The sequence below is a fragment of the Alitiscatomonas sp. genome (assembly GCF_037242085.1).
Taxonomy (GTDB): Bacteria; Bacillota; Clostridia; order Lachnospirales; family Lachnospiraceae; genus Alitiscatomonas; species Alitiscatomonas aceti.
The window spans coordinates 1-22,520 of sequence record NZ_JAXXBR010000097.1 but is presented as its reverse complement, the minus strand read 5'-3'; the positions used below and the strand labels follow the sequence as shown (position 1 = coordinate 22,520).

The 22,520-nt window shown below is 47.4% G+C and carries 15 protein-coding genes and 1 pseudogene; all 16 read left to right on the top strand.

From position 1 onward, the window contains the following. Window positions 1-57: 57 nt before the first annotated feature. Complete coding sequence (pglZ, locus tag WIH05_RS10405) at window positions 58-2,700, top strand: BREX-1 system phosphatase PglZ type A (RefSeq protein ID WP_337425343.1); 2,643 nt, start codon at window positions 58-60, stop codon at window positions 2,698-2,700. A 20-nt stretch (window positions 2,701-2,720) separates the two neighbouring features. After that, the gene (gene brxL, locus WIH05_RS10400) at window positions 2,721-4,838 is read left to right on the top strand and encodes a protease Lon-related BREX system protein BrxL (RefSeq protein WP_337425342.1); all 2,118 of its coding nucleotides are present in this window, start codon (window positions 2,721-2,723) and stop codon (window positions 4,836-4,838) included. Window positions 4,839-4,860: 22 nt separating this feature from the next. Beyond that, window positions 4,861-6,501 (top strand): AAA family ATPase, encoded by a 1,641-nt coding sequence (locus WIH05_RS10395; RefSeq protein WP_337425341.1) that lies wholly within the window; start codon window positions 4,861-4,863, stop codon window positions 6,499-6,501. Next, window positions 6,494-7,573, top strand: a complete 1,080-nt coding sequence (locus WIH05_RS10390; protein ID WP_337425340.1) for a UvrD-helicase domain-containing protein — start codon at window positions 6,494-6,496, stop codon at window positions 7,571-7,573. Before WIH05_RS10395 ends, WIH05_RS10390 begins: the two co-directional genes overlap by 8 nt. Window positions 7,574-7,772: 199 nt before the next feature. Then, window positions 7,773-7,892, top strand: a pseudogene (locus WIH05_RS10385) (IS256 family transposase); the annotation flags it as partial. Window positions 7,893-8,589: 697 nt separating this feature from the next. Next, complete coding sequence (gene clpB / locus WIH05_RS10380) at window positions 8,590-11,178, top strand: ATP-dependent chaperone ClpB (protein WP_022272893.1); 2,589 nt, start codon at window positions 8,590-8,592, stop codon at window positions 11,176-11,178. 269 nt (window positions 11,179-11,447) lie between these two features. Next, window positions 11,448-12,599, top strand: coding sequence for a glycosyl hydrolase family 18 protein (locus tag WIH05_RS10375; RefSeq protein WP_337425339.1), 1,152 nt, complete (start codon window positions 11,448-11,450; stop codon window positions 12,597-12,599). Between the two features lie 99 nt (window positions 12,600-12,698). Beyond that, window positions 12,699-14,096: a solute carrier family 23 protein gene (locus tag WIH05_RS10370; RefSeq protein WP_022272979.1), complete on the top strand. Its 1,398-nt coding sequence runs from the start codon at window positions 12,699-12,701 to the stop codon at window positions 14,094-14,096. 137 nt (window positions 14,097-14,233) lie between these two features. Beyond that, on the top strand, window positions 14,234-15,124 hold the full coding sequence (locus WIH05_RS10365; protein WP_022272980.1) for an FAD binding domain-containing protein: 891 nt from the start codon (window positions 14,234-14,236) through the stop codon (window positions 15,122-15,124). Beyond that, window positions 15,121-15,588, top strand: a complete 468-nt coding sequence (locus tag WIH05_RS10360; protein ID WP_022272981.1) for a (2Fe-2S)-binding protein — start codon at window positions 15,121-15,123, stop codon at window positions 15,586-15,588. Before WIH05_RS10365 ends, WIH05_RS10360 begins: the two co-directional genes overlap by 4 nt. Then, window positions 15,585-17,879 carry a molybdopterin cofactor-binding domain-containing protein gene (locus WIH05_RS10355; protein WP_337425338.1) on the top strand — a complete coding sequence of 765 codons (2,295 nt, stop codon included), beginning with the start codon at window positions 15,585-15,587 and terminating at the stop codon, window positions 17,877-17,879. The genes WIH05_RS10360 and WIH05_RS10355 overlap by 4 nt, the downstream gene beginning before the upstream one ends. Beyond that, a complete protein-coding gene (locus WIH05_RS10350) occupies window positions 17,876-18,586 on the top strand; it encodes a nucleotidyltransferase family protein (RefSeq protein WP_337425337.1) in 711 nt (236 codons plus the stop codon). The genes WIH05_RS10355 and WIH05_RS10350 overlap by 4 nt, the downstream gene beginning before the upstream one ends. 37 nt (window positions 18,587-18,623) lie before the next feature. Continuing rightward, window positions 18,624-18,989 carry a VOC family protein gene (locus WIH05_RS10345; protein ID WP_022272228.1) on the top strand — a complete coding sequence of 122 codons (366 nt, stop codon included), beginning with the start codon at window positions 18,624-18,626 and terminating at the stop codon, window positions 18,987-18,989. A gap of 693 nt (window positions 18,990-19,682) precedes the next feature. Next, window positions 19,683-20,285, top strand: coding sequence for a Fic family protein (locus WIH05_RS10340; protein ID WP_022272227.1), 603 nt, complete (start codon window positions 19,683-19,685; stop codon window positions 20,283-20,285). Between the two features lie 43 nt (window positions 20,286-20,328). Continuing rightward, the gene (locus tag WIH05_RS10335) at window positions 20,329-21,219 is read left to right on the top strand and encodes a Fic family protein (protein ID WP_022272226.1); all 891 of its coding nucleotides are present in this window, start codon (window positions 20,329-20,331) and stop codon (window positions 21,217-21,219) included. Window positions 21,220-21,239: 20 nt separating this feature from the next. Further along, a complete protein-coding gene (locus WIH05_RS10330) occupies window positions 21,240-22,322 on the top strand; it encodes a Fic family protein (RefSeq protein WP_022272225.1) in 1,083 nt (360 codons plus the stop codon). Window positions 22,323-22,520: the final 198 nt, after the last annotated feature.

The following is a 22,520-nucleotide window of genomic DNA, read 5'->3' as shown; positions in this document are numbered from 1 at the left end:
GTACAGGGCGGAACAAAACGAAAAGCAAATTGGAAAATTATAAGGTAGGAGGACAGCATGGATACAGATAAAATAATACAAGATTTAAATCGCAGATTTGCTGCACCTCTGCCTGAGTTTTATCAGCGTCGTATCATTTTCTGGTATGATGAAGATAAGGAATTTGAGGATAAACTGGATGAAGTGGTTTTGGAAAATGCAAAGGTGATTGCGCTGACAGGAAATAATGCGTTTTCTGTAAAAAAACTGCTTTCAGTAGATGATTTGACCACAAATTATCTGGTTTACAGTCCGTGTGTCTATAATCGCCCGGATGATAACTGGCTTCTGGATGTAGAGCTTTACAGTGAAGAGTTTCGGGCAGATCTGATTTCTATCTGGATGGATGAGATGGGACTTATATCAAATCCGGCAATGAGGAAACAGGTTAAAAATTATCGTGCTTACTTCAATGCGAAAGACCGTCGTTTGAAAGCTAGTACACAGAATAAAGTTCCGGAAACACCGGCACAGTTACACATGGCTGTCATGGCGGCAATCTGTGGATTGAAAGATGCACAGCCTAATATGATTCTCCGTAGTGTGTTCCAGGCGGGACTGGATTTGAATAATAATACGGTTTATCAGGATTTTGTAAAATATCATGCAGACGCAGCTTTTTGGGCGATGGTTCGTCAGGGATGCGGATTTGTGGAGGAAAAACCAGACCTTGGGCGGTTGGCAATTCATCTGCTTTTAACTGCAGCGACCCGTACCATGCGGCAGGAATATCTTGCCGGATTGGACGGTTTTATTTCTATGCCACATCAGGCATATTGCTATGATTTTATTTCTGAATGGCTTCATAGTGATAACATTCCGCAATTATATGATGTGGCACGTTATGTTGAGGATGAAGCCCGTCTGCATCAGCGCTTTGAAAAGCTGGCAGTAGAGGATCTGGTAGGAACAGAGTGCTTTCCGTGTATTAATGAAGTAATTCTGACAAAGCTAATGACAGAGATCAGTGACCATATTATTGATGTGGATACCATTACGAATACCGTTGAAAAACGTAGAACCTGTGTATGGTATGAGCCATTTGAAAATTTTTATGACGGTATCTTACAAGTGGCGAATATGCAAAGTTTCTTTAAGAAACATTCTGCCGGATTCCATACCGCAGAAGCGAAAAGTATCTGGAAAGAATATACTGAGAGTTACTATCAGATGGACACGTATTACCGTTTGTTCCATCTTAGTTTTCAAAAGAGTTTGGAGACTTCCAATATTCTGCTGGATGATTTGTTCAAGCATGTTGTCGATAAGGTGGAAGGACTTTATACGCACTGGTTCTTAGGTGAGTTGGGCAACAACTGGTCGGATGTATGTGCGGATGAACTGGCAACTTACGGTAAAGTTCTGGAAGTACCGCAACAGGAGGATTTTTACCGTTCCCGTATCCAAACCTCGGATACGAAAGTATTTGTAATTATCTCAGATGCCATGCGTTATGAAGTGGCAGCTACGATGGCAGATCAGCTTCAGCGAGAAACGCAAAGTAAGGTTTCTATCAGCAGTATGCAGAGTATCTTCCCCTCTACTACAAAGTTTGGTATGGCAGCTTTGTTGCCGCACAAAGAACTGACAGTAGAGGTTCGGAACGATATTTTGACGGTTTTGGCAGATGGACAGTCTACGGCAAGTACTTATAGGGACAAGGTTCTGAAAACAGAAGATTCGGCAAGCGTGGCTTTAAAGTATAATGACATCATTGCTATGAAACGAGCGGAAAGAAGTGCTTTGGTAAAAGGTATGGATGTAGTTTATATTTATCACGATACCATAGATGAAGCCAGCCATACTTCGGATACTGCTGTTTTTGCTGCGTGTGACAAGGCAATTTCAGAATTGAAGAATCTTGTGCGTATCATTGTAAATGAATTTGGCGGAACGAATATTTTAATTACGGCAGACCATGGATTTCTTTATACATACAGTCCTTTGAAGGAAGAGGACAAAGTAGATAAAAGAGGCTTTTTTGATGTGGATGTAACAAACTCTGACATTACAAAGATAGAAAGTATCAGGCGATGTGTGGAGTATGGCAGAAGATATGCAATTATGCAGAAGGGTGTGCAACCAGATTACTTGATGCCTGTAAAATTCCTGGGCGGAAATACAGAATTTGATGGATTTGCACCGAGAGAAAGTATTCGTATCAAAATGAATGGTGGCGGTATGAATTTTGTGCATGGTGGTATCAGCTTGCAGGAAATGGTTGTTCCAGTGATTGAGTATCATTATCTCCGTAACGATTCTATGGAATATAAGCGAAATAAGCAGAAATATGATACTAAGCCGGTAACGGTTAATTTACTGTCCGCAAACCGTAAGATCAGTAATATGATTTTTTCATTGAACTTCTATCAAAAAGATGCAGTCAGTACAAACCGTGAAGCTGCAACCTATCAGGTTTACTTTACAGATGAGGACGGCAAGCAGATTAGTGATATTCAGAAGATTATTGCAGATAAGACCAGCGATAACGGTGCAGAAAGAACTTTCCGTTGTCAGTTTAATTTGAAATCTCTGAAATACAGCAATACAGCTACTTATTATCTGGTAATTGCAGATGAACAGGGATTACAGCTGCCACAGCGGGAGCCATTCCAGATTGACATCGCCTTTGCGGTGGATGAGTTTGATTTTTTTAGTTAATACCGCAGGAGGAGAGAAAGATGGAGCAATTTACAGAGGGTGAAAGCACCCGTGAAGAAATAAAGAACAAGCTCCGTCAGAACTTTGACGGTAAGATTGTTCGGAAAGACCTGACAAAGAAAATCAAGGAAGGGGCGAATGTCCCGGTGTATGTTCTTGAGTTTCTACTGGGGCAATATTGTAGCTCAGATGATGAAACGGTCATTGAAAAAGGCGTACAGAATGTGAAGCGTATTCTTGCTGACAACTTTGTACGTCCGGATGAATCACAGAAAATTCTGTCTCAGCTGCGTAAAAAAGGCATTCACACAATCATTGATATGGTGACTGTTCGACTGGATATGAAAAAGGACTGCTTTTTTGCAGAGTTTTCCAATTTGGGAGTTGGCAATGTACCGATTGCCGATGAATATCCAGAAAAATTTGATCGCCTGCTCTGTGGCGGTATCTGGTGTATTGTTCAGCTGGATTATGAGGTTGAAGGCGACAATAACTTTGGTATTGAGGACATTGATGGAAATCCGCTTCGTTCCAAACAGAAAAAGCAGAAAGATATTTCACCAATCAGTATCCGTAAGCTGACGCCAATCCAGATGCCGCACATTGATATTGATGAACTGAAACAGGGACGAACAGCTTTTACGAAAGATGAATGGCTGGATATTCTTCTTCGTTCTATCGGCATGGAGCCAGATGAATTCACATACCGTGAGAAATGGTTACTTTTGACCCGTATGATTCCATTAGTTGAAAATAACTTTAATCTTTGTGAGCTTGGACCGAGAAGTACCGGTAAATCTCATCTTTACAAAGAGATTTCACCGAACAGTATTTTAATTTCCGGTGGACAGACGACGGTTGCAAACCTGTTTTACAATATGGGACGCAAAACGGTCGGACTGGTCGGCTTATGGGACTGTGTAGCCTTTGATGAAGTGGCTGGTATCAAGTTTAAAGATAAAGATGGCATTCAGATTATGAAGGATTACATGGCATCCGGCTCTTTTGCCCGTGGCAAAGAAGAAAAAGCTGCTACTGCGTCCATGGTATTTGTGGGAAATATCAATCAGAGTGTGGACGTGCTGTTGAAAACGTCCAGTCTGTTTGCACCTTTCCCGCAGGAAATGGGAACAGATACAGCATTTCTTGATCGTATGCATTGTTATCTTCCAGGATGGGAGATACCGAAGTTCAGACCGGAGCATTTTACCGATGATTACGGTTTTATCAGTGACTATTTGGCAGAGTTCATCCGAGAGCTTCGCAAGGAGCAGTATGGAGATGCACTTGATCACTACTTCCGTCTGGGGAGAAATCTGAATCAGCGTGATACAATTGCGGTTCGTCGTATGATAGACGGTTATCTGAAGTTGATGTATCCAAATGGTGAGTTTACCAAAGAAGAACTGGAAGAAATTATTCAGATTGCATTGGAAATGCGTCGCCGTGTCAAGGAGCAATTGAAGAAGCTGGGCGGTATGGAATTTTATGATGTAAACTTTTCTTATATAGATCTAGAAGATATGTCAGAACATTATGTTTCCGTACCAGAACAGGGTGGCGGTAAGCTGATACCGGATGGAATGTGTAATCCGGGACAGGTTTATACCGTATCCAGAGGAAAAAGTGGCATGATTGGTGTATTTCGTTTGGAAAGCCAGATGCTTCCAGGCAATGGCAAAATTGAACGGACTGGCTTAGGTAGCGATTCTAAATGCAAGGAAGCTGTGAACACGGCATTTAATTATCTGAAAGCCAACGGCAATCGGATCAGTGGCTCTATCAGCACCTCGACCAAGGATTACATCATCAATTATCAGGATTTGCATGGTATCGGTATGACAGACAAATTGGCACTTCCAACATTGATTGCACTTTGTTCGATTGCCCTTGGAAAGCCTGTTGTCAGCAACTTGGCAGTGTTGGGAGATATAACAATTAGTGGCACAATGATAAAGGTGGATGAACTTGCAAACACGCTTCAAGTGTGCCTGGATAGCGGTGCAAAGAAGGTGCTGATTCCAAGTACCTCATTTGTTGATTTTGCAAGCGTTCCGGCTGATCTGATGAGTGCATTTCAGCTGATTCCGTATCAGAGTGCGGAAGATGCGGTGTTTAAGGCATTGGGGATAGAGTAAAATCGAAGATAGGAGGCTACGAATGGCTATTGAGAAGGTAATCATTCAAAATTTTAAGAAGTTTAAAAATCCGTTTGAAGTAAAATTTAATGAAAATATCAATCTTCTGGTTGGGGATAATGAATCTGGAAAATCTACTATTCTTGAAGCCATTCATGTGGCTTTAACGGGTATGTATGCTGGTCGAAATATTAGAAATCAGCTATCAACATATTTATTTAATAGAGAAGCAGTTGAGGAATACCTGGCATCAGTGGAAAATGGACAGCCGATTGCACCTCCAGAAATAATGATTGAGTTATATTTCAAAAGTGGAACATTGCCTGAATATGAAGGAAATGGTAATTCCGAAAAAAGTGATGGTATAGAGGGAATCAGATTCACAATTAGTTTTTCTGATAAATTTAATTCAGAATATGAAAGTTTGCTGAAAACAGAAAAAATTACAAGTTTGCCTATTGAATTTTATGAAGCTAAATGGTTTTCTTTTAGCCGAGATGAAAAAATGCCCAGATTCATACCAATAAAGTCTGTAATGATTGATTCGTCAAATTACAGATACCAAAATGGGTCTGATGTATATATTTCCAGAGTAGTAAAGGATTTCCTTGAACCAGAGGACATAACAGCAATAACACAAGCCCATAGAAATATGATAGATGAGTTTGCACAAAATGAAGCAATTCAGTCAATCAATGAGAAAATTAGTGCAGCGTCTACGGTTATGAATGGAAAATTATCATTGAGTGCCGATCAGGGAGTTCAAAATTCCTGGGAGTCAAGTTTGGTTACGCAGGTGGATGGAATCCCGTTTGCTCATGCTGGAAAAGGTGCACAATGTATTATAAAAACACAATTAGCTTTAAGTCATAAACAGGCAGAAAAAGCAAGTATTATTTTGATTGAAGAACCTGAAAGTCATTTGTCTTTTTCTCGATTAAGCGAATTGATGGGAGTTATAGAAAAGGCTGCATCTGGTAGACAGATTATAGCATCAACGCATAGTAGCTTTGTCGCTAATAAACTCGGACTGGAAAATTTAATTTTACTTTCAGACGATAATTGTTGCTCGATGCAATCGCTCAAAAAAGAAACTTTTGAATTTTTCAAAAAAGTGGCAGGTTATGATACACTGCGACTGATTCTTTGTAAAAAATCAATCTTAGTAGAGGGCGATTCAGATGAGCTGGTTGTTCAGCGGGCATATATGGATACTCATGAGGGGCGGCTTCCTATCCAAGACGGAATAGATGTAATGACCGTAGGTGGGGTGACATTTAAGCGGTATCTTGAAATTGCACAGATATTAAACAAAGAAACGGTTGTTGTTACGGACAACGATGGAAATATTGAAGCTGCTAAGAAAAAGTACAGAGAATACGAAGAAATACCATGTATCCATATATGCGTTGATGAGGTAGTGGATACAGGTGACTTGAAACTGTCAGATAAGGATTTTAATTATAATACCTTTGAGCCGAAAATATTGAAAGAAAATGGGCGAGAAGCAATGAATAATATTTTTGGAACTAACTACGATACGGATGATGAGATGCACAAATATATGCACGCTCATAAGACGGATTGTGCCATAGCAATTTTTGAATCGGCTACGAAAATTAAATATCCTGAGTATATAATGAGGGCAATAAAAAATGAGTAGTCTAATTATTGCGGCGGCAGGGGCAGGAAAAACAACATTTCTTGTAAAGAAGGCATTGGAGATTTCTGAAAATGTTTTGATAACAACTTATACCGATGCTAATGAACAAAGCATTAGAGACAAATTTTACGAAATAAATGGTTGTATTCCATCCAATGTAACTATTATGCCGTGGTTTTCGCTGCTAATCAAGCATGGTATACGACCTTACCAAAGCTATCTTATAAATAACAGGGTATCCGGTGTGTTATTAGTGAATAAGGCAGATAAAAATTTATTGAGACTAAAGGATACAAATGAGAAAAAATATGTCACGGCTTCCGGTAATGTATATTCAAATATGATTTCAAAACTGCCATGTGTTTTGGATGGATTATCGAATGGCTGTGTATTTCGCAGAATACGAAAAATTTTTTCTTATGTTTTTGTAGATGAAATACAAGATTTTGCCGGATATGATTTAGAAGTTATAAAAAAGCTATACGAGGTTGGCTGCAATATGACTTTAGTAGGAGATCCCCGTCAGACGACATATCGAACTCATTACGAAGCAAAACATAAAAAGTATGCAGGTGGGAAAATAGTGGATTTTGTGCAGGATAATATTACTGGAATGAATATTGATACCACAACATTATCTACATCTCATCGAAATAATCAGATCATATGTAATCTTGCAAATCAGATGTATCCTGATATGAAGCCATGTGATTCTGCTATGAATGAAAAAACGGGACATGATGGAATATTTTGGATTAACGAAAAAAATATTGATAGCTATATGGAAACATATAATCCGATACAGCTTAGATATGACAAAAAAACTAAGGTAAATACAAAATTTGAAGTAACGACTTTTGGATCATCAAAGGGACTTACTTTCGACAGAGTTTTGATATATCCGACACAGCCAATGTTAAATTGGCTGTCAGGGAAATCGAAGGATATGAAAGCTGAAAGTCTTTCAAAGTTTTATGTGGCAGTTACCAGAGCGAAGTATAGTGTAGCTTTTGTATATAAAACAAAAAAGATTCCTTCTGAGGATATTGGAGAAATGTGGATAGATGGATAAATAACTGAAGAGAATTATCTGAAAAAGGCAGAAAAATCCCCCCATCGTTGAAGAGTCTATGAAAGTTTTATGTAAATAAAGATTTAAAAGGTCTTCTATGATAAGATAATAAATCATAGGAGGCCTTTTATCATGGCAAGAGAAAAGAAAACCGTACACAAAGTACAAATGACTGAAGGAAAAAGAAAATATCATTCAGATGCTCCTGCAGGAGTATGACATCGAGTCTGCCCAGGACATTCAAGATGCCCTTAAAGATCTGCTTGGCGGCACCATCAAGGAAATGATGGAAGCTGAAATAGATGAACACTTAGGCTATTGCTTCCATGACTTAGGAACTAAAACGGATGCAGGCATCAGAGATATTCCTATGACACAGATGGTATATGATGTGCTCCGTAAGCAGAGAGAACTGAACCTGATGCCCGGTTTACAGAGTAATGTGGAGATTGGTGGACGTAGTGGATTTATTTTCAATACAAAGCATGAACATCCGATCATGCCGGCGGGAGTGAACAGCTTTCTGAAAAATAGCGTCAATGCCTATAATAAGAAAGTAAATTGGCAGAAGATGAGAAGCGAGAGACAGAGCTGATGCCCCCTATTTCATCGCATACCCTTCGTCATACGGGATGTACCAGGCTGGGTGAGAACAATGTCAACCCCAAAGTTATGCAGTATGTCATGGGCCATTCAGATGCATAGATCACAATGAATGTCTATAATCATATTGTAGAGAAGTCTCATGTGGAGAATGAGATGTCTAAAATGAACCTGCCAGAAACTGTGACTGCTGTGGTATAAACCATAAGTCGTTGTCGTAAAAATGTGGTCAAATCAAGAAAATCGAGTGCAAAAGCAAGTGAAAAATCCCTGTGAGACCAGTAAAATCAAGGATTCACAAATTCTTCAAAAAAAAAATTAGCACTCACCCATTGACAGTGCTAATAACATGTGTTATATTCTGCCTAGAACAAATAAACAAGACCATTTCCTTTTCAAAAGGAGGATTGTATATGAATATCAGTAAGTTTACACAAAAGTCAGTGGAGGCCGTCCAGGGCTGCGAGAAGCTGGCTTATGAATATGGAAACCAGCAGATCGACCAGGAGCATCTTCTGGTGAGCCTCCTGCGGCTGGAGGACAGCCTGATCATGAAGCTGGTAACGAAAATGGGAATCTCCGGCGGACAGTTTTTAAACGAGGCGGAGCAGGCGTTAAATAAGCTTCCGAAGGTTTCCGGCGGCGGCCAGGTCTATCTGACCAACGATCTGAACAAGGTCCTCATCAGCGCAGAGGACGAGGCAAAGGCCATGGGAGACGAGTATGTTTCCGTGGAGCACCTGTTCTTATGCCTGTTAAAGGAGCCCAACCGGGCTTTAAAGGAGCTGTTCCGTTTGTACGCCATTGACCGGAACAATTTTTTACAGGCTCTTTCCACCGTCCGCGGAAACCAGCGGGTGGTCAGCGACAATCCAGAGGCTACTTATGATACCTTAAATAAATATGGGGCCGATCTGGTGGAGCGGGCCAGGGACCAGAAGCTGGACCCGGTCATCGGCCGGGATGCGGAGATCCGGAATGTGGTCCGGATCCTGTCCCGGAAGACAAAGAATAACCCGGTGCTCATCGGCGAGCCAGGCGTCGGAAAGACGGCCGTGGTGGAGGGCCTTGCCCAGAGGATCGTCCGCGGCGATGTGCCGGAGGGCTTAAAGGATAAAAAGCTGTTTTCCCTGGATATGGGAGCACTGGTGGCAGGAGCCAAATACCGGGGCGAATTTGAGGAGCGGTTAAAGGCTGTTCTGGAGGAAGTGAAAAAGAGCGAGGGGCAGATCATTCTCTTCATCGATGAGCTTCATACCATTGTGGGAGCGGGAAAGACCGAGGGTTCCATGGATGCCGGAAATATGTTAAAGCCCATGCTGGCCAGGGGCGAGCTCCACTGCATCGGCGCCACGACCCTGGACGAATATCGGAAATATATTGAAAAGGATCCGGCCCTGGAGCGGCGGTTCCAGCCGGTGACGGTGGATGAGCCCACGGTGGAGGATACCATCTCCATCCTCCGGGGACTGAAGGACCGGTATGAGGTCTTCCATGGAGTAAAGATCACCGATTCGGCCCTGGTTTCGGCGGCGGTCCTGTCCAACCGGTATATCAGCGACCGGTTCCTTCCGGATAAGGCCATTGACCTGGTGGACGAGGCCTGCGCCATGATAAAGACCGAGCTGGACTCCATGCCCACCGAGCTAGACGAGCTGTCCAGGAAGATCATGCAGCTGGAGATCGAGGAGGCGGCCTTAAAGAAGGAAACCGACCATCTGAGCCAGGAGCGGCTGGCGGATCTCCAGAAGGAGCTGGCGGAGCTTCATGACACCTTTGCCTCCCAGAAGGCCCAGTGGGAGAACGAGAAGGCGTCGGTGGATCGGCTTTCCAGCCTCCGTGAGGAGATTGAGAGCCTGCACCGCCAGATCCAGGACGCCCAGCAGAAGTATGACTTGAATAAGGCGGCGGAGCTCCAGTACGGAAAGCTTCCGCAGCTGGAAAAGGAGCTGGAGGCCGAGGAGGAAAAGGTAAAGAACCAGGATCTGAGTCTGGTCCATGAAAGCGTTACGGAAGAGGAGATCGCCAGGATCATTTCCCGGTGGACGGGGATCCCGGTGGCAAAGCTTACAGAAAGCGAGCGGAATAAGACACTTCATCTGGATGAACAGCTCCATAAGCGGGTGGTGGGCCAGGATGAAGGCGTGGAGAAGGTCACAGAGGCCATTATCCGGTCCAAGGCCGGGATCAAGGATCCCACCAAGCCCATCGGCTCCTTCCTGTTCTTAGGCCCCACCGGCGTCGGAAAGACGGAGCTGGCCAAGGCCCTGGCGGAGAGCCTGTTTGATGACGAGAACAACATGGTGCGGATCGATATGAGCGAATATATGGAAAAGCATTCCGTGTCCCGTCTCATCGGTGCTCCTCCAGGATATGTGGGCTACGATGAGGGCGGCCAGCTGACCGAGGCAGTCCGCAGAAAGCCCTACTGCGTGGTCTTATTTGACGAGGTGGAAAAGGCCCATCCGGATGTGTTCAACGTGCTTTTACAGGTACTGGACGACGGGCGGATTACCGATTCCATGGGAAAGACCGTGGACTTTAAGAATACGATCCTCATCCTGACCTCCAACATCGGCTCCCAGTATCTCCTGGAGGGCATCGATGAGAACGGGAATATCCGGCCGGAGGCGGAGCAGATGGTCATGAACGACCTTCGGGCCCATTTCCGTCCAGAGTTTTTAAACCGTCTGGATGAGACCATCCTCTTTAAGCCTCTGACAAAGGACGACATCGGAGGGATCGTGGATCTTCTGGCGGCAGACATCAACCGGCGTCTGGCCGATAAGGAGCTGACCATCGCCCTGTCCGATGAGGCAAAGCAGTTCATCGTGGACAATGGCTACGATCCGGTTTACGGAGCCAGACCGCTGAAACGGTATCTGCAGAAAAATGTGGAGACCCTGGCGGCAAAGCTGATCCTTTCCGACGGTGTCCATACAGGAGATACCATCCTGATCGACGTGGTGGACGGACGGCTGACAGCGCTGGCTGAGCGATAACTGAACGGATATGACTGAAATCACCCGGAAGGGACGGTTCCATATGGGAACGTTCTTTTCCGGGTATTTTTATATCATGGGAAAATGCGTCCCATGATATTAAAACGCTCCGCAGGGACAGCCATGGGCCGGAAGCAGTTTTTCCGCAGAGGGAGCAAAAAAGCGGCCCGTCCGCAGGCGGAAAAGCACGCAGGTGCGTTTTTTCGTTCCCCCGGACAGCCCATGCTCATATATTAATTAGGAAAGAAATGGATGGGGAGCGGGAGAACGTGTCAGTTTACGTGGTAAAGGAAGGAGACAATGTGGACCGGATCGCAGAGACGGCCGGTATCCCTGTGGGAGAGCTTCTGTGGGCCAACCAGATAGAATATCCATACCGCCTGGCTGTGGGCCAGTCGCTCCTGATCCCGGAAGGACCGGCGGCGGACCGGGAACAGTCCAGGCGGGAGCTATACTCATTTGGTTATGCATATCCGTTTATTTCAAGGGAGACGGCGGAGCAGACGCTTCCGTTTCTGACAGATCTTTATATTTTTTCCTACGGCTTTACAGAACAGGGAACACTGATCCCGCCTTCGTCCGATGATACCTGGCTGATCCGCCAGGCAGCGGATGCCGGTGTGGATCCTGTGATGGTCCTGACGCCCCTGGGAACAGACGGCCGCTTTAACAACAATCTGGTGACGGCGCTGATGGAGGACAGGAGACTCCAGGAGAGGCTGATCTGGGAGCTGGGACGGACGATGACAGAAAAGGGCTACCGGGGGCTGGACATTGATTTTGAGTACGTCCGGGCAGAGGACGGGCCGGCCTTTGCAGAATTTACAGGCCGTGTGCGCCGTGTGCTCCAGGTATTCGGTTATCCGGTCTCTGTGGCCCTGGCTCCGAAAACGTCGCCGGACCAGAAGGGGCTTTTATATGAAGGAATCGATTACCGTCTGTTAGGGGAGGCGGCGGACCGGGTGATGCTGATGACGTATGAATGGGGATATACATACGGCCCTCCCATGGCCGTAGCCCCCCTCAATATGGTCCGCCGGGTGGTGGAGTACGCGGTTTCAGCCATTCCGGTGGAAAAGATCAGCCTGGGGATCCCCAATTATGGGTATGAATGGCCCCTTCCCTATGTGCGCGGGACCACAAAGGCCCAGTCCATCAGCAACCGAGAGGCGGTGGCCCGGGCCATCGATCATGGAGTCCCGATCCGGTTCGACGAGACGGCCTGGTCCCCATACCTTCGTTACTGGCAGTACGGGATCCAGCATGAGATCTGGTTCGAGGATGTGCGGAGCATTCAGGGAAAGTTTGACCTGATCCGGGAATATGGCCTTCTGGGGGCCGGTTACTGGCAGCTGATGAATTTTTTCCGTCCCAACTGGCTTTTAATGCAAGAAAAATTCCGAATTATTAGAAATAATTAAAGTTTCTGAATATTCATTGGGTTATTGACTTTTTTTCTCCTATCGCCCATGATAGAGGGGCTGAAAAAAGCAGAAAAAGGCTAAAAAGGAGAGAGAAAAGTGGAAAAAGCAGAAACAAAAGGAGCGGCGTTTGACTTTTATGGGAAGCTTCCGCTCACAAAGGCAGTTCCCCTGGGGCTTCAGCATGTGCTGGCCATGTTTGTGGGAAATCTGACTCCGATCCTCATCATCACAGGCGCCTGCGGCATTGGAGCAGGCAGCGAATTTGCAGAGCTGCAGGTGGATCTGCTGCAGAACGCCATGCTGGTGGCCGGGATCGTGACACTGGTGCAGCTTTACGCCATCGGTCCTGTGGGAGGAAAGGTCCCCATTATCATGGGAACCAGCTCCGGCTTCATCGGTGTATTCAACAGTGTGGCAAAGGTCATGGGCGGCGGCATTGCCGGCTACGGGGCCATTATGCTGGCCTCCGTTCTTGGCGGCCTGTTTGAGACGGTCCTGGGCTTTTTATTAAAGCCCCTGAGGCGGTTTTTCCCGGCAGTGGTCACTGGAACAGTAGTCCTTTCCATCGGCCTGTCCCTGGTATCCGTGGGCGTCAATTCCTTTGGCGGCGGAAATATGGCAGCTGATTTTGGTTCCATTGAGAACCTGGCTCTGGGCGCTCTTGTGACAGTGGTGATCATCGCGTTTAAGCACGGAACAAAGGGCATGACCAGCGCATCGTCCATTCTGATCGGAATCATCGCCGGATATATTGCGTCGGCTGTCATGGGCCTCTTTTTATCCCCCACAGGCATTACTGCTGATGGCGTGGAGTATACCAAGGCATGGGTCTTAAACTGGGACAAGGTGGCGGAGGCCTCCTGGTTTTCCATACCGAAGCTGATGCCGGTCCCCCTGGTCTTTGACCTGCGTGCCATCGTTCCGGTGCTGATCATGTTCATCGTAACGGCAGTGGAGACCGTGGGCGATATTTCCGGCGTGATGGAAGGCGGCATGGGACGGGAAGCGACCGATTCTGAGCTTTCCGGCGGCGTTATCTGCGACGGTCTGGGCTCCAGCTTTGCAGCCCTGTTCGGCGTGCTGCCCAACACATCCTTCAGTCAGAACGTGGGCCTGGTGGCCATGACAAAGATCGTCAACCGGCATGCCCTGGCCACAGGAGCCGTATTCCTGGTGTTCTGCGGCCTGCTCCCCAAGCTGGCGGCGCTGATCTCCATTATGCCCCAGAGCGTTCTGGGCGGAGCGGCGGTGATGATGTTTTCATCCATCGTCATCAGCGGCATCCAGCTGATCACAAAGGAGCCGCTGACAGCCAGGAACATCACCATCGTATCCACGGCCCTGGGACTTGGCTACGGCATTGGTGCCAATGGCGCAGTGATCGCCGGACTTCCCGAGGCAGTACAGCTGATCTTCGGAGGCTCCGGTATCGTTCCGGCAGCGATCCTGGCCATTGTCCTGAACATTGTGATCCCCAGAGAGAAGGAGGCTTAAAGGGCCTGGCTGCTGGCTTCCGGAATGAAAGCAGGAAGGAGGCCGGAACAGGCCAGACGGGCCCTTTTTAGAAAGTAAAAGTGGAAAATATCCGTCCTGCGGCTTATAATAGAAAATCATATGGAGGAGGGAAACGGATGCTTAAATTCAGAGAATATGTGCGGGCGGAAAGCCTGGAGGACGCTTATGTGCGGAACCAGAAAAAATCGGCCCATATCCTCGGCGGCATGCTGTGGCTGAAAATGCAGAACCGGACGGTTCAGACGGTCATCGATCTGTCGGACCTGGGACTTTCCGGTATTGAAGAGACAGAGGAGGAATACAGGATCGGGGCCATGACCAGCTTAAGGGAGCTGGAGCTCCATAAGGGGCTTGACGCCATGACCGGCGGGGCCGTCCGGGAGAGCCTGCGTCACATCGTGGGCGTCCAGTTCCGGAACCTGGCCACCGTGGGCGGCAGTATTTTTGGACGGTTTGGATTTTCTGACGTGCTGACCATGTTCCTGGCCCTGGATTCCTGGGTGGAGCTGTACCATGGAGGTCTGGTGCCCATGGAGCGGTTTGCGGCAGAGGGAGCAGAAAATGATATTCTGGTGAGGGTCATCGTAAAGAAGGAGAAACGGCGGTACGCCTACCTGTCCCACCGGAACACAAAGACGGATTTTCCTGTGATGGCCTGTGCGGTGGCCGTCGGGGAAGGATGGAGATCCGGAGAAGGGGAACGGGCTGCCGGACGGGCTGTTTTCGGGGCGACTCCGGCCCGGGCCAGATCCTATGAGCTTCCGGCAGAATGGCTGGAGCGGTTCCAGGCCTCCGGAGAGGAAGCGCGGAAGGTTCTGGCTGCGGAGCTTGCATCTGTGGTCCCCACGGGCAGCAATATCCGGGCGGGAAAGGAATTCCGCAGCCATCTGGCGGGCATTCTCCTGTACCGGGGACTGATGGAAGCATTGTACGGCGGAAGCGGACAGGCCGCAGGAGCCGGCGCTCCGGCCTGCCTGACAGAAGAGAAGGAGGGACAGAGGGCATGAAGATTTCACTGGTCTTAAATGGGAAAAATGTGGAGGCGCTGATCTCTGACGACAGGCTTCTCATTGATTTTTTACGGGATCACGGCTGTCTCAGCGTGAAGCGGGGCTGCGAGTCGTCCAACTGCGGCCTCTGCACGGTGTTTATGGATGATAAGCCGGTCCTTTCCTGTTCTGTCCTGGCGGCCCGGGCCGACGGCCACAGGATCGACACCCTGGAGGGTCTCCAGAAGGAGGCCGAGGAGTTCGGAGCGTTCATCGCCGACCAGGGAGCGGAACAGTGCGGCTTCTGCAATCCGGGCATGGTCATGAACGCCATTGCCATGTTCCGGGAAAATCCGGACCCCACGGACGATGAGATCCGGGAATATCTGGCCGGGAACCTGTGCCGCTGCTCCGGCTACGAGGGACAGCTCCGGGGGATCCGTGCATTTATCGAATATAAAAAGAAGGGAGGAGCGTCATGAAGAATGTAAATCAGGGGATCCGTAAGAAGGACGCCATGGCGCTTCTGATGGGAAAACCGGTGTATATGGACGATCTGGCCCCCAGGGACTGTCTGATCGTTAAGGTGTTAAGGAGCCCCCACGCCAATGCCATGATCCAGTCTGTAAAGACGGATGCGGCCATGAAGGTGCCGGGGATCGCAGCCGTTTATACCTGGGAGGACGTGCCTGCAGAGCGGTTTACCATGGCCGGGCAGACGTATCCGGAGCCCAGCCCCTACGACCGGCTGATCCTGGACCGGCATGTGCGGTATGTGGGAGATCCGGTGGCCATTGTGGCCGGGGAGACCGAGGACGCCGTGGACCGGGCCTTAAAGCTGGTGAAGGTGCAGTATGAGGTGCTTCCGGCTATTCTGGACTTCCGGACTGCCAAGGATAACGAGATCCTGGTCCATCCCGAGGACAGCTGGAGATCTCTTTGTCCTGTGGGAGCGGACAATAAGAGAAATCTGTGCGCCAGCGAGGTATCCGGACAGGGAGATGTGGATGCGGTCCTGGCAGAGTGCGACGTGGTGGCAGAGGGTACATACCATACCCTGGCCGACCAGCAGGCCATGATGGAGACCTTCCGGACCTGCTGCTATTTTGACGCCTACGGACGGCTGAACATTTTAAGCTCCACCCAGATCGTGTTCCATGTGCGGCGGATCATTTCCAACGCCCTGGGGATCCCCAAGTCGAAGATCCGGGTCGTGAAGCCCAGGATCGGCGGCGGCTTCGGAGCGAAGCAGACGGTGGTTTCTGAGATCTTCCCGGCTTTTGTCACCTGGAAGACGGGGCGGCCGTCCAAAATGATCTTTTCCCGGACGGAGAGCCAGACGGCCTCCACTCCCCGCCATGAGATGGAGGTCTCTGTGCGGATCGGAGCCAATAAGGACGGGATCATCCAGGCCATCGATGTGTATACCTTATCCAATACAGGAGCATATGGCGAGCACGGACCCACGACTGTGGGACTTTCCGGCCATAAGTCCATTCCGCTGTACGGTACTCCCAAAGCCCACCGGTTTGCCTACGATGTGGTCTATACCAACGTGATGTCGGCGGGAGCCTACCGGGGCTACGGAGCCACCCAGGGGATCTTTGCCGTGGAGTCGGCAGTCAACCAGCTGGCGGAAAAGCTGCACATGGATCCGGTGGAGCTGCGTCTCAAAAATGTGGTGCGCCAGGGAGATGTGATGCCGGCCTATTACGGCGAGACAGCGGCAAGCTGTACCCTGGATCAATGTCTGATGCGTACAGCGGAGATGATCGGTTGGAAGGAAAAATTCCCCTGCCGGGACATGGGAAATGGAAAGGTGAGGAGCGTCGGCATCGCCATGGCCATGCAGGGCTCCGGGATCTCCGGCGTGGACGTGGGCTCGGCTTCCATCAAGCTCAATGAGGACGGATACTATACGCTGACCATCGGGGCGGCAGACATGGGAACAGGCTGCGATACCATCCTGGCCCAGATGGCGGCGGAGTGCCTGGACTGCTCCACAGACCAGATCACCGTTTACGGGGCGGATACGGACGCCTCCCCCTACGACTCCGGATCCTATGCATCCAGCACCACCTATGTGACGGGAAAGGCCGTGGAAAGAGCCTGCGGAAAGCTGCTGGAGAAGATGGAGGACAAGGCGGCGGAGCTTCTGAGAGCGCGGTATGCGGCGGATGTTTCCGGCGCGGAACTGGAGTTTGACGGGACACGCTTCCTGGATCCGGCTACCGGAGAGTCGGTGACTCTGACAGACCTGGGGACGGCGTCCATGTGCGGCAGCCAGGAAGCCCTCCAGGTGACGGAGACCCACAGCTCTCCCGTATCGCCGCCGCCGTTCATGGCAGGCGCGGTGGAGATCGAGCTGGATAAGGAGACGGGCCATGTGGAGATCCTGGACTATGCGGCTGTGGTGGACTGCGGAACGGTCATCAATCCCAACCTGGCCCGGGTCCAGACCGAGGGCGGCATTGTCCAGGGAATTGGAATGGCCTTATATGAGAATGTCCAGTACGACAAAAAGGGTCATATGATGAACAACTCGTTCATGCAGTATAAGATCCCCACCCGGCTGGATATGGGAAGGCTGCGGGTAGAATTTGAAAGCAGCTATGAGCCCACCGGCCCCTTCGGAGCCAAGTCCATCGGAGAGATCGTCATCAACACGCCGTCCCCGGCCATTGCCCATGCCATTGCCAACGCCACAGGGCTGTGGTTTAAGGAGCTTCCCATCACCAGTGAGAAGATCGCCATGGGACTGCTGAAGAAATGAAAATAAGATGCGTGTATCTGGCGGCTGGAAACAGCCGCCGGTTTGGAAAAAACAAGCTTTTTCATATGGTCGGGCAGAAGCCCATGTACCTGCATCTGCTGGACCGGCTGGCGGCTGTGGCAGAAAGGCATAAGGAGCTGGAGATCGTGGTAGTGTCCCAGTATGAGGAGCTTTTGCAGGAGGCAGTAGGAGAAGGCCACGGGCCTGTCTGCGATCCCTCTGTGGAAAAGGAGCGGAGGGCCCTTCTTGCCGGCTCTGGCCGTCTGTATCCTGTATACAGCCCCCAGAGTCGGGAGGGAGTATCCCACAGCATCCGGGCCGGGATCCTGGCGGGAATGCCGGGATCCAGCCCGATCTCTGGAATGTGCAGGCAGGAGGCCGGGAGAGAGCCGGACGCCTATGTGTTTTTTGTGGCCGACCAGCCGTGGCTTTCGGAAAGGACCGTGGAGACTTTTCTGGAATTCATGAAGAAGGTTTCGGATGGAGATAGGGAAAGCCATCCGATCGGCTGCATTTCCTGCCTGGGGGAGCCGGGGAATCCGGTGTGGTTTTCTGCATTTTATAAGGATGAGCTTCTGGCTCTGTCCGGGGACCGGGGAGGAAAACGGGTCATGAAAGCCCATATGGACCAGGTACATTTTTTTGAAGTAGAGGAAGAGAGAGAACTTTGGGATGTGGATACCCTGGAGGACCAGGCTGGCCGGTAATCCAGGGACATCCATGGAAAAAAGAAAGGAGTCTCATATGAAACCAGAATCCAGCGTAATATTCTTTCCGTGCAAAAATATGGAGGAAACAAAAAAATATTATACCACTGTTTTAGGGCTCCCCGTTTATAAGGATCTGGGGTCCAGCGTGTGGTTTGACTGCGGGTACGGTTATCTGGCCTTCTGCGATTACGGTCCAGACCGGCCCATGGCCACAGGCCAGTGCATTTCCTTTAATCTACCGTCCCTGGAGGATGTGGACCGCATGTATGAAGCCTTAAAGACCCGACCGGCTCTGGGACTTTCTGCTCCGCCGGCCCACCACACGAAATTTCCGGTGTATTCCTTCTTCTTTTCTGACCCCAATGGATATACGCTGGAGTATCAGAAGACGACGGACTAGGGTTTTGGGAGCAGGATAGGGAATGAGCGGGTGGGAATGATTTCAGAGACCCGAAAAAGCCTGGAATGCCTGGGTTTTCTAAGGCTTAATACCCTCTGTGGCAACGATTTTGCAACATGTTTTCATGATCCATAAAAGAGGGATAACTGATTTTGATTCGTCAGCTAGCTCTCTTATAAAAATATCCCACATAAAAGCGGGCATATGAAACACATGGTCAAGAGAAAAGCGGAGCGATTATTAGAGAAATATATGCGTCTTTCCGACAGAGGAAGGATGATTGGAAGAAACCAGCTCGGAAACGGGATGGTTTCTTCTGTTATATAGGGATATAATGCTTTTGCTTTCAAAAGTGAAAAATATTCAAAGTTTTGAAAATGAGTAAAGTGCAGATTTTAAGTTTTCATACAAAAAATAAACAAAAAAACGAGGAAAAGTGAGTTGTAAAACGGATTTTCATTTTAGGTGAGGTTTTTGTCGTTGGTAAATCACACAAATTTTATGAAAATATGCTGATAATTATATAAGTATAGTTTTATTGTCGAGTTGTCGTTGTCCTGCTCATCTGTATATTTTTACCCCAATCGGCAAAAATAAAACATGAAGCGATGTATAAAAAACTGTAATAATTGCCGATAATGTGGTATAATTATTCTGAGATATTCGATTATCGTTAGAATGCGAGGTAATGTAATGCTTGAAAACAAACTGGGAATTACAGATTCAGCGGAATTAGCAAGAATAGAAGAAAAAATCAGCAAGCAGAAAGCAGTTGAAATGTTTGAAAGTGGATATTTGGAAAGTTTAGAAGCTGGAACCTTTGAAAGCCTTGCTAAGATTCATAAGTATCTTTTTGATGAAATATATGATTTTGCCGGTGAGGTTCGCAAAGTGAATATTTCAAAAGGGAATTTCCGTTTTGCTCCATTGATATATCTGGATGCAGCTTTGCAGAGCATTGACAAAATGCCCCAGTCCACATTTGATGAAATTGTCGAAAAATATGTGGAAATGAACGTGGCTCATCCGTTTAGGGAAGGCAACGGCAGAAGCACAAGAATCTGGCTGGATCTGATGCTGAAAAAAGAAATCGGATATGTCGTTGACTGGAGTAAAGTGGATAAGGAAGATTATCTGCTGGCCATGGAGCGCAGCCCGATTAAAGATATAGAAATTAAGTTCCTTTTGAAAAATTCCCTTACAGACAATGTAAATGACAGAGAAATCTATATGAAAGGCATAGATCACAGCTACTACTACGAAGGCTACTATGTATACAAAACCCAGGAACTGTAAATGAGTTGGAAAATCTGAGATTGAGATAGGCGGAGGATATTAGATGCGATACCTTTCTGTTGCAGAGACAGCAAAAAGATGGGATATATCGGAGAGAAGTGTTCGTAATTATTGTGCTCATGGACGTGTTCCAGGGGCGTTTCTTACCGGAAAGACCTGGAATGTACCGGAAGATGCAGCAAAGCCATTACGAGCAAATCAGAAGGAGAATAAGCCGAAAACTTTGCTTTCTATTCTTCAGGAAGAAAAGAAAAGTAAATATTCCGGGGGGATTTATCATAAGACACAGATTGATTTAACCTATAATTCCAATCATATGGAAGGCAGCCGGTTGACTTACGATCAGACAAGATATATTTTTGAGACAAATACCATCAGCGTGGAAAATGAAACATTGAATGTGGATGATGTGATTGAAACAGCCAACCATTTTCGATGTATTGATATGATTATTGATAATGCGAAATCTGCACTGTCCGAGAAGTTTATCAAAGAGCTGCATTTGATTTTGAAATCCGGAACCAGTGATTCACGATTGGAGTGGTTTTCGGTAGGTGATTACAAGAAAAGGCCCAATGAAGCTGGTGGTATGCCGACAGCAATGCCGGAAGAAGCTGCCGATAAAATGAAAGCTCTGCTGACTGAGTACAACGGAAAAGAGGAAAAGACTTTTGAGGATGTTCTGGATTTTCATGTGAAGTTTGAGAGAATCCATCCGTTCCAGGATGGCAATGGCCGTGTGGGCAGGCTGATTATGTTTAAGGAATGCCTGAAATATAATATCGTTCCGTTCATTATCGAGGATAATTTGAAGATGTTCTACTATCGTGGCTTGAAAGAGTGGAACAATGAGAAGGGGTATCTGACAGATACCTGTTTGACAGCACAGGATAAATATAAAGCATATTTGGATTATTTTAGGATTAAATATTAAGCAGGAAACGGGGTGCAGCTATGTCAGCAGAAAAAAACTGGCAATTTGAGCTTGAAGAATATATCAAACAGGGTGAACCTGATCAAATTGAAAAAAGTGAAGCGTGGCAGACTGCAATCGGCTTGCAGGCGGTAGATGGTTTGAAAACCTCTGCTTATCTATTAGATACTGCCAAGGAACATATCGAAGGAAAAATCAGCATTGACGAAGCACAGAAACGTATTCAGAGTTATTACGAGCAGCGTACGGACCGTATGGAGATTGAGAACGACACCAGGGAAGCGGATATTGTGTCCGCAAGAATTGCGAAGTTGTTGGGCGAGAAAGCATTTCAGTTCTCACCGGCTGAATGGCTGACGATTCATCGCAGACTGTTTGAAGGTGTGTTTCCCCATGCCGGTCAGATTCGTCAATACAATATTACGAAAAAAGAATGGGTGCTGAAAGGCGATACTGTCACCTACGCAGCGTGGAACAGTATCAAAGACACCCTTGACTATGATTTCGCAACAGAGAAGCAGTTTTCTTATGGAGGTTTGTCTGTAGAACGTAGCGTGAAGCATCTTGCCAAATTCGCTTCGGATATATGGCAGATTCATCCGTTTTGTGAGGGCAACACCAGAGCCACGGCAGTTTTTATGATTAAGTACATGAAAACCTTCGGATTTAAGGTAAATAACGATGCCTTTGAAAAGAACTCTTGGTATTTTCGCAACGCATTGGTAAGAGCAAATTATAATGATTTGCAGAACAGTATTCACGCTACTACAGAATTCCTGGAAATGTTTTTCAGTAATTTGATCTTGGGAACGGAATATGAACTGAAAAACAGATATATGCATGTGGACTATACGGAGGCTAATCTCCAAAGTGTCAATCCTAAAGTTCCAAAGTCTCATTTTGACACTTTGGAATGCACTTTAGAAGAACTGGCGGTCTTAGAATTGATTTATAAGAACCCGTCAATTAAGCAAAAAGACCTTGTGTCAGAGATCGGAAAATCTCTCAGCACTGTAAAGCGAATTATGGAATCCTTGCAAAAGAAGGAATACATTCGCAGAGTCGATGGAAAACGCTATGGAAAATGGGAAGTTTTGATTTAAACAATTATTAAGAAAGAGGAACCGACAATGGCTGAAATCATTCGTGACATCAAAATGTCAGATGCAAAGCTGTGGTTTATTAAGCTTTATGATGACGGGTATTTCTACAGCACCATCGCAAGTATCCGTGGTGTGTGTGGTAAAAACGGCATTTCAAATGGGTTATACCGAGGATATTATCCGCAGGAGATCGGAAGA

What these genes read in the sequence shown, in the direction of transcription:
- pglZ (WP_337425343.1), top strand. Translation starts at nt 58, where the DNA reads ATGGATACAGATAAAATAATACAAGATTTAAATCGCAGATTTGCTGCA.
- brxL (WP_337425342.1), top strand. Translation starts at nt 2,721, where the DNA reads ATGGAGCAATTTACAGAGGGTGAAAGCACCCGTGAAGAAATAAAGAAC.
- WIH05_RS10395 (WP_337425341.1), top strand. Translation starts at nt 4,861, where the DNA reads ATGGCTATTGAGAAGGTAATCATTCAAAATTTTAAGAAGTTTAAAAAT.
- WIH05_RS10390 (WP_337425340.1), top strand. Translation starts at nt 6,494, where the DNA reads ATGAGTAGTCTAATTATTGCGGCGGCAGGGGCAGGAAAAACAACATTT.
- clpB (WP_022272893.1), top strand. Translation starts at nt 8,590, where the DNA reads ATGAATATCAGTAAGTTTACACAAAAGTCAGTGGAGGCCGTCCAGGGC.
- WIH05_RS10365 (WP_022272980.1), top strand. Translation starts at nt 14,234, where the DNA reads ATGCTTAAATTCAGAGAATATGTGCGGGCGGAAAGCCTGGAGGACGCT.
- WIH05_RS10360 (WP_022272981.1), top strand. Translation starts at nt 15,121, where the DNA reads ATGAAGATTTCACTGGTCTTAAATGGGAAAAATGTGGAGGCGCTGATC.
- WIH05_RS10355 (WP_337425338.1), top strand. Translation starts at nt 15,585, where the DNA reads ATGAAGAATGTAAATCAGGGGATCCGTAAGAAGGACGCCATGGCGCTT.
- WIH05_RS10350 (WP_337425337.1), top strand. Translation starts at nt 17,876, where the DNA reads ATGAAAATAAGATGCGTGTATCTGGCGGCTGGAAACAGCCGCCGGTTT.
- WIH05_RS10345 (WP_022272228.1), top strand. Translation starts at nt 18,624, where the DNA reads ATGAAACCAGAATCCAGCGTAATATTCTTTCCGTGCAAAAATATGGAG.
- WIH05_RS10340 (WP_022272227.1), top strand. Translation starts at nt 19,683, where the DNA reads ATGCTTGAAAACAAACTGGGAATTACAGATTCAGCGGAATTAGCAAGA.
- WIH05_RS10335 (WP_022272226.1), top strand. Translation starts at nt 20,329, where the DNA reads ATGCGATACCTTTCTGTTGCAGAGACAGCAAAAAGATGGGATATATCG.
- WIH05_RS10330 (WP_022272225.1), top strand. Translation starts at nt 21,240, where the DNA reads ATGTCAGCAGAAAAAAACTGGCAATTTGAGCTTGAAGAATATATCAAA.